Below are 17,266 nucleotides of genomic sequence, written 5' to 3'. Positions count from 1 at the left end.
ATCTACTATCCTTCTGTGCCTGTCTCAATCTTCACACTCGTCATGATAGAACGTATCTGACAAGGGGTGATTTGCTGAATACTATCAGCCAGTTTCGGTTTGTCAGTTAGTCCTAACCAATAGCCAAAGCCGATTTGCGTTAGATCGACACCGCTATGGGTGGTGTAGCCAATACCGCCAGAGGGACGAGAGTTAATCTCTAGTACGCAGTGCTGTCCCTCGTCATTCTGTTTGGTCTGTACACTGACGATCCCATCACAATTAAAGGCTTTGATTAGTGGAATGACCACATCCATCACGGGATTATCGTAGCCCACGTGCTGAATCTTGCCTTCTTTATAGCGAGTGACTGCCGCCAGCACCTCGCCATATTCGCAGACCACATCAATAGAATACTCGCGCCCTGACAAGTAAGGCATCAACAACATAGGAATAGGGCGCTCGCGTACCATTTGGCTATGACTATAAGCACTGATGAATTGCTCGGTGCTGATTTTTTTGTTGTCAGTGAAGTATAAATGCTCAAAGCTATCGTATTGATTATCGCTGTCAAAGCTAGAGTCTAAACGCCAAAACCCTTGGGCGAAGATACCAGTTACAGGCTTTACGCAAAGGCGCTTATCGCTATGCTCGCTGAGTAATGCGGTGAGCTCAGCGGTCGTATCAAAGCGCCAAGCAGTCGCTACTGGAATGTTGTGTGCCAGGCAGTGCTGCATAAAGGCAAACTTATCATCGATAGTCTCAAGTGCTGCGACGCTAGTAGCCCCAGTTAGCAGGCGAATGCCAGACTCATCAAAGACAGATCTATGCGCTTCATAGTCAATTCCATTACGTCCGGTAAGTAAGACTTTGACATGGTTCTGCTTGGCTTGTTCCAATACAAACTGCCAACGATCACTAGGCGCTTGGTTATCTTGCGTATCTATTTTCTTGGCAGAGTGATGAGGTTCACGAAAGACCATATCGGCGAATTCAAATATCTCAGGACGCTCATGACGATGAGAAGCAATTATAGTAAAGGGCGTCATCGATTGCGCTTTAAGGGCTTGTAGACTCTCAAGCATATCGCGTTGACTCGATTGCCCTTCAGCGAGCCAAGCTGCTGTTGGGTTACTAGCATTTGTTGTATGAGTCATAGCGGTGTCCATGATTGTCAAAACCTTAAGAGATAACTGCTCGTTATTATATACAAATACACCAACTGATAAATGCTTATAGTCAGCCAATTTTTAAAATAATTGTGCAAAAAGTTAAGCCATAAGTCGCCATAAAACTCGCCCAATATCCATGCTACTATATACTCATATACAAGCGAATCATTCATAAATAGCTTTCACAGATAAAAGAAATACATATAACAAAAGGAAAATATAATGAGCCAAACCCAACCGCAGGTATTAGTAGCGGGTGCTAATGCGCCGCTGCCTAATGACAATATTAGCATTCGTATTTTGAGTCACAACGCAATCGATTGCGCCGCTTATCGCTTGACCAGTAGCGGAAAAGTACGCGGTGATGGCGATATGATCTTTTATGGTCAGACGCGTAGCGATGATGGTAGCGTCAGCTTCCGCGGCCATGACAGCGATGGGTTTTTTGATATTAATTTACCCGCACAAGCGAGCGAAATTGAAAAAATCGCTTTGGCGTTCTCTAGCAATCAAACGCTCTCGCAGCTCGGCGATGTCGATATTCAAGTGCTGCAAGGCAGCCAAGTACTGATGACTTGTCAACTCAATAGCGCAGGACGTAATGAGAAAGCGATCATTCTAGCAGAATGCTATCGTCGTCAGGGCAGCTGGAAGTTTCGCTTTATCGCGCAAGGGTTTGAAGGTGGTCTTAAGCCTTTATCCGAGCATTTCGGAGTGGAGATTGCCGATGATGCACCAGCCCAGCATCAGTCAAACAATCAGACTCAAAACCATTCACCATCGATCAACACCCAAAAGCCGAATCACAGTACTCAAAACAATGGCAATCGAGACAGTGCTCATCAGAACAATCCGCCACCGATTCCAGCAAGACCCTCAGTCAATCTGAGCAAGATTACCTTAACCAAAAACCAATCCACCATTAACCTAACCAAGCGCGATGACTTTGGTAAGATAGCGGTCAATCTAAACTGGAATCAACGTCCGAATGTCGATAAATCCGCGCCAAAAAAAGGCCTGCTAGGCGATTTATTTAAGCAGCGTGGTTCAGGCGGCATTGACCTCGATATCGGCGCTATGGTGCACCTAAAAAACGGTGAGAAGACGTTAATTCAAGCGTTAGGTAATCGTTTTGGCAATCTCAATGGCTCGCCTTTTGTGTTGCTGCGCGCTGATGATAGAACAGGGCAAGTCAGCGATGGCGAATGGCTCGATATCAATGGTCAGCAGTGGTCGCAAATTCAAGAAGTGTTTATCTTTGCTTTCATTTACGAGGGTGTGCCTAATTGGGCGCAGACCGATGGCGTAGTGACGATTCATGTACCCGGACAGCCGCCTATTGAGACTCGATTGACCGAAGGTGCGGGTAATGCGCCGATGTGCGCGATTGCACGGCTCGTTAATCAGCAGGGCAGTATCAATGTCGAGCGCATTAACCAATACTTCAATGGGCACAAAGAGATGGATAAAGCCTTTGATTGGGGCTTTAGCTGGAAGCGAGGTAGTAAATAGTAGTAGGGTAGAGTGGATGGTTGGAGCTTATAAGGCAAACAGCCTAGCTATTTATCATAGCTAGGCTATTTTTTATTAAGGATTCAATACTAATTTTTACGCATGCGGTGCAATAGCGGGCATCAAATCATGAAAGGTGCGACCAGAAGCGGTTTCACCGATAGCGTGCATCTTCCATTCATTGTTATGACGATAGACTTTCGCCATAATCATCGCAGTGTGTCCGCCTTGCGCTGATAGGTTATAACGCGCTACTTCTGAGTTGTTACTGGCATTAACGATACGGCAAAAGGCATTTTCAACCGTCTCAAAAGTCTGACCCGTGAAGCTATTGACGGTAAATACTAAGGAAGTCACAGTAGTGGGAATCTTCGATAAATCAACATTAATCACTTCATCATCGCCGTCACCTGCGCCGGTACGATTATCGCCGGTGTGCAAGATACTGCCATCTTTGGATTGCAACTGGCCAAACCAAATCGCGTCGACGGCTTGCTTATTACTATCGAACATAATGCAGGAGGCATCTAAATCAATAGTGTCGCCGCCGCCGCTACCACCGCCAAATAGTTTTCCTAACAAGCCAGTTTTTTGTGCTTGCGGTGCTTGTGCGACATCCCAGCCTAAGCCAAGCTTGACTTGGGTAAGGGTACCGCCTGCTTCTTTGCTTAAGGATATTTTTTGTCCTTTTTGTAGACTGACTGCCATATCGTATTCCTTTTAGTTGTTATAAGAATTTTTGCAATAAAGTGGTAGAGTGAATTCATCCAACTGCATTTTTTGGTTATAAAATATTATCTAAAAACCCACCGCCGCCACCGCGACCACCCGCGTTGCTACCTAGTACGCTCTGTAGCCAGCCTTGATAGCTATCGCGGTTACGCGAGCAAATAATCACTTTACCTGAACCAGAAAAGTTCAACACCATACCTTCGCCACTTGTGACAGAGTTGATTATATTACTCATAAACCCTTTCTTCTTACTGGTCGAGACCGAGAGTTTGTATTCTAGGTTAGAATCCCAGCAGACTACATGACCATTATCGATAATGACATCTTTACCCGGCTCAACTTCGATCTCAAATAGCGAGCCAAACCCTGATACTACTACTTGGCCTTGACCTTGGGTTTGCATCACCATAAAACCGCCAGTGTCGCCAAACACCGCGCCGCCCAAATTACGTTGTATGTTAGCTCTGATATCGACGTTTTTTTGCGCGGCAACAAAAGCACCATCGCTTAGCGTATATTGCTGCGCTCCAACATCGAGTATCTGCATATCACCGTCGAGAGTAGGGGCGAGCAGACAATCGCCTTCACCGCCTGTCGCCTCAATCTGCTGCTGAAATAGCGATTCATCATTAGCAAAACGGCGCATTAACGACTGCATGAGGCCGCCTTGTAACTTACCTTTTAGCTCAAGATTGGACTCCATCATGACCATAGCGTTGGCTTCACAATAGATCGAGTCACCCTTTTGTAGATTACAGTGCAAAAAAGGCTCGATGGTACCTATTAAATTAAAAGTCGCTGCCATAATGAATGTATCCTTAAGCTAGTCATTGAACTGATCATTTACTTTTGCTATTGATGATATAAAGAGGATAGAGAGCTGGTGAATGCATAAAATTAAAGCCAACAAACACGGATAATCATCGCACTTGCTAGCTTTAATAGATAACGCTTACTTATGTTGAAAGTCTAATCTTAGACATTCACACCATAAGAAGAGGCTAATGGACCTAAGCCGCCGCTGAAGCCTTGACCGACTGCGCGAAATTTCCAGTCGCCACTATGACGATAGAGCTCACCAAAGATCATAGCGGTCTCAGTGCTACCGTCTTCTGATAAGTCGTAACGAGCAATTTCGCTATTACCGTTGTCATTGACGATACGAATATACGCTTCGCCAACTTGACCAAAGTTTTGGTTGCGGGCTTGGCCTTCATAAATGATCGCGCAAACCGCAACTTTGCTGACATCTGCTGGAATATTAGCGAGATTGATTTTGATCTGCTCATCATCGCCGTCACCTTCGCCAGTGCGGTTATCGCCGGTGTGCTCAACAGCGCCATTGTCTGACTTTAGGTTATTAAAGAAGATAAAGTCTTTATCATTACGCACTTTACCGCCTTCATTGACTAAAAACGCGATGGCATCTAAGTCAAACTCTTGACCGTCAGTGGCGCGTGGATCCCAGCCAAGACCGACGGTGATGTTGGTGAGGCCTGGCGCTTCTTTTGATAAGTTGACGTTACCGCCTTTTGTTAAGCTAATAGCCATAAAATTGTCCTTTTAGTTATCAATGATTTATTGAGGCATTATAAGGTGATTCATTATTTGCTAAGCGTAGATGGTAGGTCGCTTAGCGTTACGTTTTACTATACTAAGCAGCTACTGACTACGCAAGTCGTATTTTGTGGTTATCTGTTTAGAGATGTGTCTTAAAATCATCTACGGAAAACATCTTTAAAACTTTTTATGAACTAAATTTGTCTAAAGTGGCTAATAAAAATTCTTACCCGAAGGGTTTAGCTATTATCGCTTTTGCTTTATAATATGCGCGCTCAGGTTCCCTCAACCCTGAATTAAAAAAAGGACTCTTCTATGAGCATCAATTCTATTTCAGCCACATCTACATCGTCTATTCGCTACAGCCGTGCTTTATTTTGGTTAGTGGGTCTGCACATCTTTATTATCGCTATCAGTAACTATCTGGTGCAAATTCCAGTTGGCTTCTTTGGCTTTATCACTACTTGGGGCGCGGTTACTTTTCCGTTTATCTTTTTGGTGACTGATTTGACCGTGCGTATCTTTGGTCAGCAGTTGGCGAGGCGTATTATCTTTTTCGCTATGCTGCCGGCACTAGCGATCTCGTACTATTTTTCGGTGGTATTCGCTAATGGGCAGTTTGTCGGGCATGAGCACTTACTTGATTTTAATCTATTTGTATTTCGCATTGTGCTAGCCAGCTTTGCCGCGTATGTGGTTGGGCAATTATTAGATATTCAAGTATTTAACAAACTACGTCAGCTAAAAAGCTGGTGGATTGCGCCGCTCGCCTCAACGCTAATAGGTAACTTAATCGATAGCTTTTGCTTCTTTGCCATCGCTTTTTATCAAAGTCCGGATCCCTTTATGGCAGCGAACTGGGTTGAGATTGGTACAGTAGATTATATCTTTAAGATGGTCATGGGCGTATTAATATTTTTGCCACTATACGGAGTGATTTTGGCGAAGCTGCAAAAAATGTTGGCAGGTAAGTAGATAGGAGAGCTAAGACAGGGTAAGAGCTACAAGAGAACCGAACAATAAGATAATTATCATACACATAAAAAGAGCTATAACGAATTATCGCTATAGCTCTTTTTTATTGTCTCAAGCGGCTAAGTTATAAGCTCTACCTACCCCTTAGGATTCGCTAGCGCCTCTGTTTTTCGGTACTTAAGCGAAGCTAACAGCGCCCAACCGATAAAGGCAATACCAATCAGACCAGTAATCAGCTCTGGTACGTGGAATTTGACCGATAACAGCATAATAACTGCAAGAGCGCCAATAGCGTAATGAGCGCCATGCTCAAGATAGATAAACTCATCAAGCGTGCCTTTGTCGACTAAGAAAATAGTCATCGAACGTACGAACATCGCACCGATAGCGAGACCTAGCATAATCACAATCACGTCATTAGTAATAGCAAACGCGCCAATAACGCCATCAAAGCTGAATGATGCATCAAGGACTTCTAAGTATAAAAAGCCGATAATCCCACCTTTCATAATAGCGCTAGTCGCTTGGCCTGTGCTCTTACCTTCCGCATCTAGCTCTTCTTCAAGATCGCCCTCTAACATACCAGAGACCACTTGTACGCCTAAATATACCAAAATACCCCAAACACCAGCGATCAACACTGCCGCCGCTTGCGTGTCTGCAGCAAAGGATACGGCAATCATTAACACAATCAGTGCCACAAAGACACTCATCGCATCGACTTTGGCAAGTTTCGCCAAGCGGCTCTCAAGCCAGTCAAACCAGTGCACTTCTTTTTCATCAAAAACAAAGTTTAAGAAGACTAATAATAAGAAGATACCACCAAACGCTGAAATCTCAGCATGATGCGCCATCAATCTCGCAGAGTACTCTTCAGGATTATTCAAAGCCAAGTCGATCACCTGCATCATACCTAAGTCCGCAGTAACAGCGACGATGACGATAGGGAAGACCAAGCGCATACCGAAGACGGCGACCAAAATACCTACGGTTAAGAAAATCATTTTCCAAAAGTCGTCCCAGCCTTTTAGGACGGAGGCGTTAACAACGGCATTATCAAAAGATAAGGAGATCTCCATAACCGCCAAAATAGCCGTAATTGATAGCGTGGCTATCATTCCGCCTAAACCACCGTTTGAGTATCCCCACCAAGCCGCTACCGCCAAGGCAATAGCGGTGAAGATAAAATCTAAATAAAAATGTCTCATGACATATCCTGTCTTATTGCATCAAACTATAGTCAATTCTAAATAAAATAGATATATGGTTCTTCAACGCGGAACTGGTATAAATTTTACTGGCGTGCTGTGCCTAGCAGACAGAGGCTGCATAAAATTCATCCCAGTCCCACTGTACCGTTTTTATAAGGAACTCACTATAATGCTGGGTTAATCTTGTCTAGTTGGGGTATAGCTATTATAAAAGCAGCTATTACTAGCTGCTTTTTTGGGAAAAAACTTAGAGAAACATAAAGCATTTTGGCCGGTTTAGCTAGGAAAAGTTACGCTATTTTGCAGCCTATGCGGTTTTATACTTAGAGCTATTATGGCGATTACTCATCAGAAATAAAGTCATATCTCACAAAATATTGGCAAAAATAGCGCATTGAGCAGTACATTTTTAAACCCTTTAACTATGCTTTGATTGACCCTGCTTTTATGCTCTAACAACAATGCTTTTACAAGGCTTTAAAGTTAGATATCGACGCCATATTGATGGCACATTGCTTGCAGGCCGCCAGAATAGCCTTGACCTACCGCGCGAAATTTCCACTCGTTATTGTGGCGATAGACTTCACCGAACACCATCGCGGTCTCAACTGAGTAGTCCTCTGCCAGATCGAAACGAACCACCTCAGTGCCAGACTCTTCGTTGACGACACGGATAAAAGCGTTCGCGACTTGACCGAAGTTTTGGCTACGAGCGGCAGCATCATGAATGGTCACAGTTACGACAATTTTATCGATATCGCTTGGCACTTGCGTCAGGTTCACTTTGATGACTTCATCATCGCCATCCCCTTCGCCGGTACGATTATCACCGGTATGCTCAACTGCACCATTGTCAGATTTGAGTTGATTATAAAAGATAAAATCATGATCGCCGCGTACTTTGCCGGCATTACTTAGCAAAAACACGCTAGCATCAAGATCAAACTCAGCGCCTGAGGTAGCGCGCTCATCCCAGCCTAAACCAATTAACAGCTTATTGAGATTAGGGTCGGTTTTGGTTAGTGATAAGTTACCGCCTTTATTTAATGATAAAGCCATGGGAGATCCTTTTAATAGTAGTTGTTATAGTAAATATAAATGGCAATAAATAGTTTAAAAGCGAGAAATGCGCCGAGGTAGCGACTATTTATTGATGTTCTATCATAACAACAAAAAATGACCCAATCAAAGCCGATCAGGTCATAGTTATTACGGTTATTGTTGCTTTACTATTAACTCAGCCCCTAACGATGGCGAATCTCAAAGCTTTGATGAATAGGCTTTTTGATATTGAAATCAAAACCGATCGTTTGATGGGTAATCTCAGTAATCTCATAGCGCTCAGTGAGCTGCTCATCCAGCTCAAAACGCGTGAAGTTGTTAGAGAAATAAAGTACACCGTCAGATGTTAAGCGGTTCATAGCGCGGTTGATAAGCGCCGCATGATCGCGCTGCACATCAAAGGTGCCTTGGAACTTTTTGGAGTTCGAAAAGGTCGGCGGATCGATAAAGATGATATCGAACTGCTCAGTATTGTCTTTGATCCACTCAAAAATGTCAGCGGCGACGAACTGATACTTATGGCGACTGATATCGAGACCGTTTAGCACAAAATTCTGCTTACCCCAATCCAGATAATTCTGGGATAGATCGACGCTAGTGACTTTTTTTGCCCCAGCAAGCGCGGCATGCACACTAGCCGTACAAGTATAAGCAAACAGGTTCAGTACTGATTTATCTTTGCTATTGGCCTTGATACGCGCGCGCATGTTACGGTGGTCGATGAATAGACCGGTATCTAGATAGTCGGTAAAATTGACATAAAAATAAGCGCCGTCTTCGCGCGCGATATAAAACTTGCCTTTTTTCTCACTATTGCCTTGCTTGCTATATTGCTCATTGCCTGACTGACGCGCACGAGTCTTGATAAACACTTGCTCACGGTCGATATCGAGCACTTCTCGAATACCCATTAGCGCCAGATTGAAGCGTTTTTTGGCGGTCTCAGGCGGAATGGTCTTCGGCGGTGCATACTCTTGTACGTGCACGTAATCGCCGTACAGATCAATGGCGACTTTGAAATCTGGTAGATCAGCATCATAAGCACGGATATTGCTAACGTTTTGTTTAGCAGCTTGCTTTCTGAGCTTACCTAAGTTCTTTTGCAAGCGATTGATAAAGTCCTGTCCTTCCTCGACTGCAATTTCTCGCTTCTCAAAGTTGCTGGTTAAGCTACCTAACTGTCCGGCAATCAGCTGACCGTAGCGGAAATATACCGTTATCGCGCCATTATGACAGCGCAAGGTCTTTGGCTCTTTAATCGGTAGGATATCGACTTGCTCGACATGGGCGGCGAGGATACCTAGCATCGGATCGATACCGCTACCGGCGAAGCTGTCTTGTAAGATAAGCCCCAGCGCTTGATAAAGCGGACGAATAAAGTCCTCATCGCCTAAGCGCTCGCCATAAGGCGGGTTAGTGATAATTAATGGATTAATTAATCTGCCATCTTTGACCATCGGTCGCAAAGTATGACTGAGCTTATCTAGCGCGCGCGTCTCCAGATCGATCAGCGGTAGCAGATCTTGTAGGCCGGCCGCTATTAGGTTTTTTTCGGTCGCTAAGATAGCGCCGCTATCAGCATCAAATCCAAGTATCAGCGGCAAGGTATCAGGCTGCTCAAGCGCAATAGCGAGCGCCTCGCGGTGACGATCTTGCGCCTCATCGATCATGGTCTGCCATAGACTCTCATCGTGATGCTGCCACTGATAAAAGCCAAACTGATTAGCAGCTTTATCGATACCAACGGCATAATCTAAATGCATAAGCAGCGCTTCGATAATGAAGGTACCAGAGCCGCACATTGGGTCAATCAAAGCATTATATAAAGGCGCATTATTTGCTTGGTTGCTTAAATGCCAGCCTGAGCTGTAGAGCAGGGCGGCGGCTAAGTTTTCTTTTAACGGTGCATCAGTCATCGCCACTCGGTAGCCGCGGCGATGCAAGCTAGTACCCGATAGATCTAAATACAGCTCGGCTTGCTTATCATTGACGGTAGCAAAAATAGCAAAATCTGGGTTTTTGCTATCAACATTAGGGCGGCTCTCATAAGCTTCGTTAAAGGTATCAGCAATGGCATCTTTGATACGTAGCATGGCAAACTGCTGGCTGACCGCCACGCGCTTATCGACTGACAGACGAATAGCAAAGGTCTGCTCTAAATCGAACTGCTGCGTCCAGTCAATCGATTTTGCTAGTCCATAGAGCTGCTCTGCCACATCATAATCAGAGTTGATGTTTTTACGCTTAATCAGCATGAGTACCCGTGATGCCACGCGCGACCAGAGACAAATCTGGTATAAGTCCCGCAAGCTTGCGCTAACACTCAAACGTCCGGTACTCTTAATATCACTTTCGATACCGAAGCTTGATAGCTCAGTCTGTAGAGGTAGCTCAAGCCCATCGGCACAGGTGATAATAAGGTCGAGCGTCAGCGATGATGATGAAGGCTGTGCAGAGGAGGTTGGTTCGGTCATACGGATACCTGTGGCTAGAGGGCGGATCAAAGGATGTAAATAAAAAGAGCTTAGTACAAAAACAGAAATACTATCTAACCGATAATTTTAACATAATTCACGCTGATATAGTTCAATGACCATAGCGCTCAAGGCTATATATAGGTCAGCACGCTTTAATCTTTGTTCTTCGTTAACACTATCTCATCGGAGACCAGTTGCGTTGTCGTTTCAAAAGGTTTAGTCGCGATAGGATAATCGACATCCTTTGGCATCAACAGCCGCATGTGTGGGTAGGGAGTTGAGATATTGGCGGCATCAAAAGCCAATTTGATTTTTTCTTGTAGATCCTCTTTTATCTTGGGCATACGAGCGACGGAGGCCGGCTTAACCCAAAAGCGGATAATAAAATAAACACCGTATTCTCCAATTTCAGCCACAGTAGCTGAGACTTCAGGGCGATTTAGCACCACTTCAGTATCTTTTAGCACTTGTAAGATCTCTGTCCTTGCCTTTTCAACATCATCTTCAAAAGCGATACGCATGCGGATATCAAAACGTATAAAGTTTTTGGAGGTTATGTTAGTGACCTCAGATGAGGCGACATTTGAATTGGGAATAATAACGGTGATGTTGTCACGGGTAAGTACATGGGTGGTGCGTAGGGCAATGACGACCACGCGCCCTTCATTACCATTGATATTGACCCAGTCGCCTACTTGAAAGGATTGTTCAAGCAAAATTGTAATACCGGCAATAAAATTAGCAAGTGTGGACTGCGCGGCGAAACCAACGGCTAGTCCTGCAATACCTAAACCGGCTACTAAAGAGACAATATCAAAGCCAAACTGCGCCATGACGCTGGCAAGGCCAAGCACCAACAAGATGACTGAGAGAATATTTTTGAGTAGCTGTTCAATCGAGGCGTTTAAGCCATAATGCTGTAGTACTTTATGGATAATCTGTCCGGAGGAGGTCCAAAGTACATAGTATATGCCCGCCCATATACAAGCTTTAGCGGTTGCCTTGACTGTCTCAGGCTCAAAGTTAATTTGACTCATAATAGCGATAAGACTCGCCACTATCCAGATATAGCGCAGCACCGAGCGGGCTATTTTTACGCGGCGCTCATTCATGCGCAAGCGGGTGCTGTTCTTTTTGATTAGATATATCGCTAACCAATAAAAAAAACCTATGATGGCTAACAGTATGAGTATCTTAATAGCAGTACTAGCAAGCTCTATGGCATACAAAGACCAATCTAGATCATCTTCTTCTATTGAACCACCCAATGCCAGATAAAGGCTGGCATGCAAATCACGAATGATTTCTTGAAAAAAATCAGTAATGCTAGCGATGGCCATCTTATTGTCCATATGAGTGTATTAATAAAGGCTAGTCTAACGTCAAAAACGCGGCTCTAAAAGACGGCTTAAACCAAGCCACTATCCTAAAAGTGTATCTTAACAGCGCTCTAAAAACCATCTTCTTGCGTATCAAGCGACTGATAAGGGATAGCCATTTTGTGTTGAACATCCCGCAGCGCCGTACGTAGTCCTTCGAGGATAGTAGGATGATAAAAAGGCGTGTCAAGCAGCTGTTTTACACAGATATCATTCGTTATAGCGGTAGCTAAAATATGACCAATATATTCAGCATCTGGGCCGACCATGCTCGCGCCTAATACCTTATCCGTCTCTTTACAGCCATAAATATGCAGTAAGCCGCAATTGACACCCATAATGCGACTACGGCCTTGGTTATCGAAGCTGACTTTACCAATGACGTATTCTAAATCTGGATCGTCTTCAATCTCTTGCTGTGACATACCGACATTGACGATTTGTGGGGAGGTAAAGACGATAGAAAAAGGAATCGCTACCGGACGAATATAAGCATCGGTATTTTGATCACAAACGATACTGCCAGCGCTATAGCCTTCATCACTAGCAACATGTAAAAGCGGAATATTCGCGTTGGCATCACCAACGATGTAGACATCCAGATCACCTATCTGACCGGTATGTTTATCTAGGTTTTTTGGACGGTTTTTTTCGTCGAGCTCAACCCCTAAATTCTCCACACCTAACTGCTTAATATTATTACGTCGTCCAGTAGCTACTAACACACGCTCACCTTGCCAGCGACCCTCATTGCCGTTTTTATCTGTGTATTCAATAAAAGCAGCTGTCTTACCGTCGGTACTGATCTCATGGCCTATCTCATTAATAGTGCTTTTGAGGTGCATGGTCAAATCTTCACTCAAACACTCAATAGCTTTGGCGTTAATGTCGGTATCCTTTAAACCAGCGACGCGGTTTTCACGGTTGAACGCAGTTACGGCGACTCCCAAACGTGAAAAAGCTTGCGCCAGCTCCAAGCCCACAGAGCCAGTACCGATCACCGCAACAGACTCAGGTAAATCAGGCAAGTCAAACACGGTATCAGAGGTGAGTAGCGTTTCTCCTAGTTTTTCGCGCCAGTCGTCAGGAATAAAGGGCGAGCTACCGGTAGCGATGATAATTTTCTCGGCTTGGATAATCTCTTCATTGACTTCGATCAAGCCGTTTTCATTAATATGCGCCTTACCGGCTATTTTACTATCATCTGGCCAGCTCTCGACCTGTTTTTCGATATAGCTCTCAAAATGACTGCGTTCTGCTTGTACCCGAGCCATAACTTGTCTGCCATTGATGGTCACTTCGCTATGAATACCAAAATTTTCTGAGTATTTGGCTTCATGGGCGCGATCAGCGGCGGCAATGAGTAGCTTGCTCGGCATACAGCCTACCGTAACACAAGTCGTGGTCCAAAAACCCTCGTTAATGATTACGATATCTTTCTTAATTTTGCTCGCTTGGCGAAAGGCGTTTTGCCCTGCTGTACCCGCGCCAATAACGGCGACTGAAACGGTGCGCGTGACGCTATCGGAGTTTTGTTTAGATTGCTTATTAGCAAGGTTTTCAGACGATTGGTTCATAACGTTTCCCTATTTTTAATAACTATAATTAATAAATGCTGTCATTGCCATAAGTCAATTGAGAGCGAGTTTTTTAGTCGCCTTACTGCGGATTTTATAAGGTTTAGTCTTTATCTGCCAGCTCACCGTTACGCCACTGAATCATATGCAATGTTTACTCGCTAGGGTAAGTGAATCTGTATAAAAGCGCAGCAGGATAAGCGTAGCGAGCTGTTGCAAAAATGTTTAATAGACACCGTTATAGTATCAACGTCCCCTAAATAGGGTTGTTAACCAATGCAGCGTTAGGTGAGTTAGATGCTCAAGCCTATTTAGATGAGGAGTTGGTTATGCGCCAGCCGTTTATTTAGGCGCTAACAGAGCCAATACGCGCTCAGCATAGCCTTTAGCACGCAGGTTACGCTGAGCATGGGTGAGCGTGCCTTCGCTATTAAATATAAAAGCGGAGCGCACCAGACCAATGGTTTTTTTGCCATACATATTTTTTTCTTTAATAACTTCAAAGTATTGGCATAAGGTCTCATCGCCATCACTGATTAGCGGGATTTGTAAATCATGTTTTTCGATAAAGTTTTTATGGGACTGAACGCTGTCTCGGGAAACGCCAATGATATCGTAGCCAAGATCATCGAAATCGTGCAGATGTTCGGTGAAGTCAGTGGCTTGAGTGGTACAGCCAGGTGTATTGTCTTTCGGGTAAAAATAGAGGATTAAGCCCTTTTGTCTGTTCGCTACTAGCTCTGATAAGCTAATATCCTCTTCAATGAAATTTCCGTCTAGTTTGCGTACGAGCGTCACTGGAAAATCAGGTAGAGCGAGGTTTTCGGTGGTTGGCTTAGCCATAATAAAATCCTTTTTTGTTGAAGTTTTCAAATTTGCAAACAGTAGTGGGCAGTCATCAAGGCTCAGTTTTACACTTTGCGCGTTAGTTGGCAACTCACAAACAAAAAAGACTGACAATGGCCAGTCTTATCTCGTTACTTCTAATACAGATTTAATAAAGTAACAGCTTGCACAAAGCTATCGCTGCTTTATACCGATACTGATTAACATAGTTTTTGTTAAGACGGTTTTTGTGGCTGCTTTAAGTCTAAACCTTCTGTACATTGCTGCAAGTCTCGCTGCATCGTTTGCACATAAGGCAATCCAGAAGGGTCTTTTTTGTCTTGCGCGTAACTCTCGATTTCCCACATCTGACCGATAGTCATTCTACTACGGACATCGATAGTACAGTTACACAGCTTAGACGCGGTGTTCTTATCAGCAACTTTATATTTAACGGCGCCATTAATACATTGATTAATATTGTCTTTTTTAATATCAGTAGCGTTTGCTTGCGGGATAACAACAAGTCCTAGCAGCGCCAAAGGTAGAATGCGTAACAGCTTCATAAGTATCCTCTTACAGGTCAGTCAGTAAAAATAAATCAATAAACTATTAGCCAATCATAGAGCAAAGACGCAGCGGCCGATTGGGAATTGGCTATTTGTGCCCTACCATATCAATTATAGTCTATAAATAAAACCACCAACGTGCTGCAATGATGCAAGAAATTGTTACGCTTTTATCTTTACATCTCATAGAAGGTTTATCGGTATCAATATCGAAAACGCATTAAGCGCACTATCTTAAAAATACTAGGGTTTATTGCTAATAAATTTATTGGTAAGGTTTGTTATAATGCGGCTATTATTAATGGCAGACTATAATGAGGTTAATGCTATTTAACGCTCATAAACCTAGCCTTAGTTGCCGATCTTGTATTATCCTAATATTGAGTCTTTTATGAACACCGCTACTTTATTTACTCCCAATTTTGAGTCTCAACTGGACGTTGCTACTAACGACAATGAATCAGAGACTATGCAATCTGCTACCTTGAAAAAATTACAGAAAAAGCTACGCAGGCAAGTGTCTTTAGCGATTCAAGATTTCAAGATGATCGAAGAGGGCGATGTAGTCATGGTCTGTGTCTCAGGCGGCAAGGACAGCTATACATTGCTCGATATTTTGCTGCTGCTAAAACGTGTCGCGCCGATTCATTTCGATATTGTCGCAGTCAATCTGGATCAAAAGCAGCCGGGCTACCCAGAAGAGGTATTGCCCAATTATCTAAATGAGCAAGGGATAGCGCATTATATCTTAGAGAAGGACACCTATAGCATCGTCAAAAGCGTGATCCCTGAAGGTAAGACTTATTGCTCGGCGTGTTCGCGCTTACGTCGGGGTTCGCTCTACGGCTTTGCCAAACAAATCGGCGCAACCAAAATCGCTTTAGGTCATCATCGCGATGATATGTTAGCGACTTTCTTTTTGAACTTATTTCATGGCGGTGCGCTGAAATCTATGCCACCTAAGCTACTCAGTGATGATAAGCAAAATATTTTGATCCGGCCGTTAGCTTATGTACAAGAAAAAGACATCATCGACTATGCTGCTCTAAAGCAATTCCCGATTATTCCTTGTAACTTATGCGGCAGCCAAACCAACCTGCAACGCGCGATTATCAACGACATGCTACGCGAATGGGATGATGCTCATCCGCAGCGCTTGGCTTCTATCTTTAAAGCCATGCAAAACGTAGCGCCGTCACAATTAGCCGATCGCGAGCTATTCGATTTTGAAACGTTAACGACCGAGCGTGATGATAGCGAGCGCTTATTCGAAGGGAATAATATTCAAGTCGGGCAGCAAGGCATTCTTGATGAGATGGGTTTAACCACTGAGCCCAAAAAGCAAGTTTTTAGCACTAATAGTTCGAATACAGAGCATTCCGTAACGGCAATAAATAAAAGCCAGCAAAGCACAAAGATTCCTACTATCAATCCAGTGTTATAAGCCCAATAAACGGTTTTTAGTTTACTACCAATCACAAAAAAGCCAGCTAGCCTGTCAAGTTAGCTGGCTTTTACATTACAGGTTTCGATAGTTCTGTTAAGAAGTTTTTTCAAATACAGGCAGCGGATTGAAACTAACCTCAGTACGTGGCAGTTTTGCCACATCTTGCATACGCCAATCATCATCGCCTTCATTACTGACTTGTAGATAGTATTTGGCTTTTAAGGGGTCGATATCCGCTTGAGCTGTATATTTATTAGCGCTTTGGTGTTGCAGTACCACATCACGATCTTTTTTGATGTCAGTGGCATGGGAGATGGATAGGTTGAGGGTATCAGGATAAGTGACTGGTTCACCGTTCAATAAGGTGCCTGTTTGTAGGCTTTGCTCAGGGTAATTGAGATAAAAAACGATATCCCCTGCCTCTGAGAACTGCATCTTTCCATGCAAATCTAGATCGTAAGTGAGCTTGTCACGTGAGACATCGTGATAGAGAGTCTTGCCATCCATATACCAGTCATCACGCACCACGCTATCACGGATTTGATAAGAGTAATACACGAAGAAAATACAAGCCACTACCACAAACGCCGGTAGACCAATAACAAAGATAATCACCATGTAGTTTTTGTACCATGGCTGACTGTCTTGATGTTTAAAGTTCGATGAGGAAGTAGACATAAAATACCTATTAATAAAATAGCGTTTAATACATAAGCCAAATGTGCTACGTAAGATAATAATCACTTATCAAGCGCAAGACATCAAGCAAAATTAAGTCAAAGAGTCATC

The 17,266-nt window shown here is 43.7% G+C and carries 15 protein-coding genes; 3 read left to right on the top strand and 12 right to left on the bottom strand.

Annotated elements, in window-relative coordinates; all coding sequences use genetic code 11:
* Positions 1 to 5: 5 nt before the first annotated feature.
* Entirely contained in the window at positions 6 to 1,136 is a 1,131-nt protein-coding gene (locus ACS8E3_RS06790) for an ATP-grasp domain-containing protein (protein ID WP_439242561.1), read from the bottom strand.
* Between the two features lie 237 nt (positions 1,137 to 1,373).
* On the opposite strand from ACS8E3_RS06790, the gene ACS8E3_RS06785 reads away from it, so the two are divergent.
* A complete protein-coding gene (locus tag ACS8E3_RS06785) occupies positions 1,374 to 2,663 on the top strand; it encodes a TerD family protein (protein ID WP_439242558.1) in 1,290 nt (429 codons plus the stop codon).
* Positions 2,664 to 2,759: 96 nt separating this feature from the next.
* On the opposite strand, the gene ACS8E3_RS06780 is transcribed toward ACS8E3_RS06785, so the two are convergent.
* From ACS8E3_RS06780 to ACS8E3_RS06770, 3 genes are all read right to left on the bottom strand, one after another.
* Complete coding sequence (locus ACS8E3_RS06780) at positions 2,760 to 3,371, bottom strand: TerD family protein (protein ID WP_439242556.1); 612 nt, start codon at positions 3,369 to 3,371, stop codon at positions 2,760 to 2,762.
* A 76-nt stretch (positions 3,372 to 3,447) separates the two neighbouring features.
* Complete coding sequence (locus ACS8E3_RS06775; RefSeq protein WP_439242553.1) at positions 3,448 to 4,200, bottom strand: TIGR00266 family protein; 753 nt, start codon at positions 4,198 to 4,200, stop codon at positions 3,448 to 3,450.
* Positions 4,201 to 4,370: 170 nt separating this feature from the next.
* Complete coding sequence (locus ACS8E3_RS06770) at positions 4,371 to 4,946, bottom strand: TerD family protein (RefSeq protein ID WP_025647412.1); 576 nt, start codon at positions 4,944 to 4,946, stop codon at positions 4,371 to 4,373.
* A 324-nt stretch (positions 4,947 to 5,270) separates the two neighbouring features.
* Between ACS8E3_RS06770 and ACS8E3_RS06765 the strand changes: the two genes are divergently transcribed.
* Positions 5,271 to 5,930, top strand: a complete 660-nt coding sequence (locus tag ACS8E3_RS06765; protein WP_439242551.1) for a 7-cyano-7-deazaguanine/7-aminomethyl-7-deazaguanine transporter — start codon at positions 5,271 to 5,273, stop codon at positions 5,928 to 5,930.
* Between the two features lie 137 nt (positions 5,931 to 6,067).
* Here the strand turns inward: ACS8E3_RS06765 and ACS8E3_RS06760 are convergent, their stop codons facing one another.
* The 7 genes from ACS8E3_RS06760 to ACS8E3_RS06730 form a co-directional block, all read right to left on the bottom strand.
* Positions 6,068 to 7,138, bottom strand: coding sequence for a DUF475 domain-containing protein (locus ACS8E3_RS06760; RefSeq protein ID WP_439242548.1), 1,071 nt, complete (start codon positions 7,136 to 7,138; stop codon positions 6,068 to 6,070).
* 486 nt (positions 7,139 to 7,624) lie between these two features.
* A complete protein-coding gene (locus ACS8E3_RS06755; RefSeq protein ID WP_439242545.1) occupies positions 7,625 to 8,200 on the bottom strand; it encodes a TerD family protein in 576 nt (191 codons plus the stop codon).
* Positions 8,201 to 8,385: 185 nt separating this feature from the next.
* Entirely contained in the window at positions 8,386 to 10,677 is a 2,292-nt protein-coding gene (gene rlmKL, locus ACS8E3_RS06750; RefSeq protein ID WP_439242542.1) for a bifunctional 23S rRNA (guanine(2069)-N(7))-methyltransferase RlmK/23S rRNA (guanine(2445)-N(2))-methyltransferase RlmL, read from the bottom strand.
* A 155-nt stretch (positions 10,678 to 10,832) separates the two neighbouring features.
* Entirely contained in the window at positions 10,833 to 12,020 is a 1,188-nt protein-coding gene (locus tag ACS8E3_RS06745; protein ID WP_439242540.1) for a mechanosensitive ion channel family protein, read from the bottom strand.
* A gap of 110 nt (positions 12,021 to 12,130) precedes the next feature.
* Entirely contained in the window at positions 12,131 to 13,636 is a 1,506-nt protein-coding gene (locus tag ACS8E3_RS06740) for a dihydrolipoyl dehydrogenase (RefSeq protein WP_439242538.1), read from the bottom strand.
* Positions 13,637 to 13,978: 342 nt separating this feature from the next.
* A complete protein-coding gene (locus ACS8E3_RS06735; RefSeq protein ID WP_439242535.1) occupies positions 13,979 to 14,479 on the bottom strand; it encodes a peroxiredoxin in 501 nt (166 codons plus the stop codon).
* A gap of 218 nt (positions 14,480 to 14,697) precedes the next feature.
* Positions 14,698 to 15,027 (bottom strand): hypothetical protein, encoded by a 330-nt coding sequence (locus tag ACS8E3_RS06730; protein WP_439242532.1) that lies wholly within the window; start codon positions 15,025 to 15,027, stop codon positions 14,698 to 14,700.
* 472 nt (positions 15,028 to 15,499) lie between these two features.
* Here ACS8E3_RS06730 and ttcA point away from each other — a divergent pair, with 472 nt between their 5' ends.
* On the top strand, positions 15,500 to 16,474 hold the full coding sequence (ttcA, locus tag ACS8E3_RS06725) for a tRNA 2-thiocytidine(32) synthetase TtcA (RefSeq protein WP_439242799.1): 975 nt from the start codon (positions 15,500 to 15,502) through the stop codon (positions 16,472 to 16,474).
* Positions 16,475 to 16,570: 96 nt separating this feature from the next.
* Here the strand turns inward: ttcA and ACS8E3_RS06720 are convergent, their stop codons facing one another.
* Complete coding sequence (locus ACS8E3_RS06720; RefSeq protein ID WP_439242530.1) at positions 16,571 to 17,155, bottom strand: FixH family protein; 585 nt, start codon at positions 17,153 to 17,155, stop codon at positions 16,571 to 16,573.
* Positions 17,156 to 17,266 lie beyond the last annotated feature (111 nt).

This window comes from Psychrobacter sp. 2Y5 (assembly GCF_051847375.1).
Classification (GTDB): domain Bacteria; phylum Pseudomonadota; class Gammaproteobacteria; order Pseudomonadales; family Moraxellaceae; genus Psychrobacter.
The sequence above is the reverse complement of the archived record's forward strand: the minus strand, read 5'-3'. Positions and strand labels throughout refer to the sequence as shown.

Excerpts from the sequence above, each read along its gene's own strand:
- ACS8E3_RS06790 (WP_439242561.1), bottom strand. The coding sequence starts at position 1,136 with ATGACTCATACAACAAATGCTAGTAACCCAACAGCAGCTTGGCTCGCT.
- ACS8E3_RS06785 (WP_439242558.1), top strand. The coding sequence starts at position 1,374 with ATGAGCCAAACCCAACCGCAGGTATTAGTAGCGGGTGCTAATGCGCCG.
- ACS8E3_RS06780 (WP_439242556.1), bottom strand. The coding sequence starts at position 3,371 with ATGGCAGTCAGTCTACAAAAAGGACAAAAAATATCCTTAAGCAAAGAA.
- ACS8E3_RS06775 (WP_439242553.1), bottom strand. The coding sequence starts at position 4,200 with ATGGCAGCGACTTTTAATTTAATAGGTACCATCGAGCCTTTTTTGCAC.
- ACS8E3_RS06770 (WP_025647412.1), bottom strand. The coding sequence starts at position 4,946 with ATGGCTATTAGCTTAACAAAAGGCGGTAACGTCAACTTATCAAAAGAA.
- ACS8E3_RS06765 (WP_439242551.1), top strand. The coding sequence starts at position 5,271 with ATGAGCATCAATTCTATTTCAGCCACATCTACATCGTCTATTCGCTAC.
- ACS8E3_RS06760 (WP_439242548.1), bottom strand. The coding sequence starts at position 7,138 with ATGAGACATTTTTATTTAGATTTTATCTTCACCGCTATTGCCTTGGCG.
- ACS8E3_RS06755 (WP_439242545.1), bottom strand. The coding sequence starts at position 8,200 with ATGGCTTTATCATTAAATAAAGGCGGTAACTTATCACTAACCAAAACC.
- rlmKL (WP_439242542.1), bottom strand. The coding sequence starts at position 10,677 with ATGACCGAACCAACCTCCTCTGCACAGCCTTCATCATCATCGCTGACG.
- ACS8E3_RS06745 (WP_439242540.1), bottom strand. The coding sequence starts at position 12,020 with ATGGCCATCGCTAGCATTACTGATTTTTTTCAAGAAATCATTCGTGAT.
- ACS8E3_RS06740 (WP_439242538.1), bottom strand. The coding sequence starts at position 13,636 with ATGAACCAATCGTCTGAAAACCTTGCTAATAAGCAATCTAAACAAAAC.
- ACS8E3_RS06735 (WP_439242535.1), bottom strand. The coding sequence starts at position 14,479 with ATGGCTAAGCCAACCACCGAAAACCTCGCTCTACCTGATTTTCCAGTG.
- ACS8E3_RS06730 (WP_439242532.1), bottom strand. The coding sequence starts at position 15,027 with ATGAAGCTGTTACGCATTCTACCTTTGGCGCTGCTAGGACTTGTTGTT.
- ttcA (WP_439242799.1), top strand. The coding sequence starts at position 15,500 with ATGCAATCTGCTACCTTGAAAAAATTACAGAAAAAGCTACGCAGGCAA.
- ACS8E3_RS06720 (WP_439242530.1), bottom strand. The coding sequence starts at position 17,155 with ATGTCTACTTCCTCATCGAACTTTAAACATCAAGACAGTCAGCCATGG.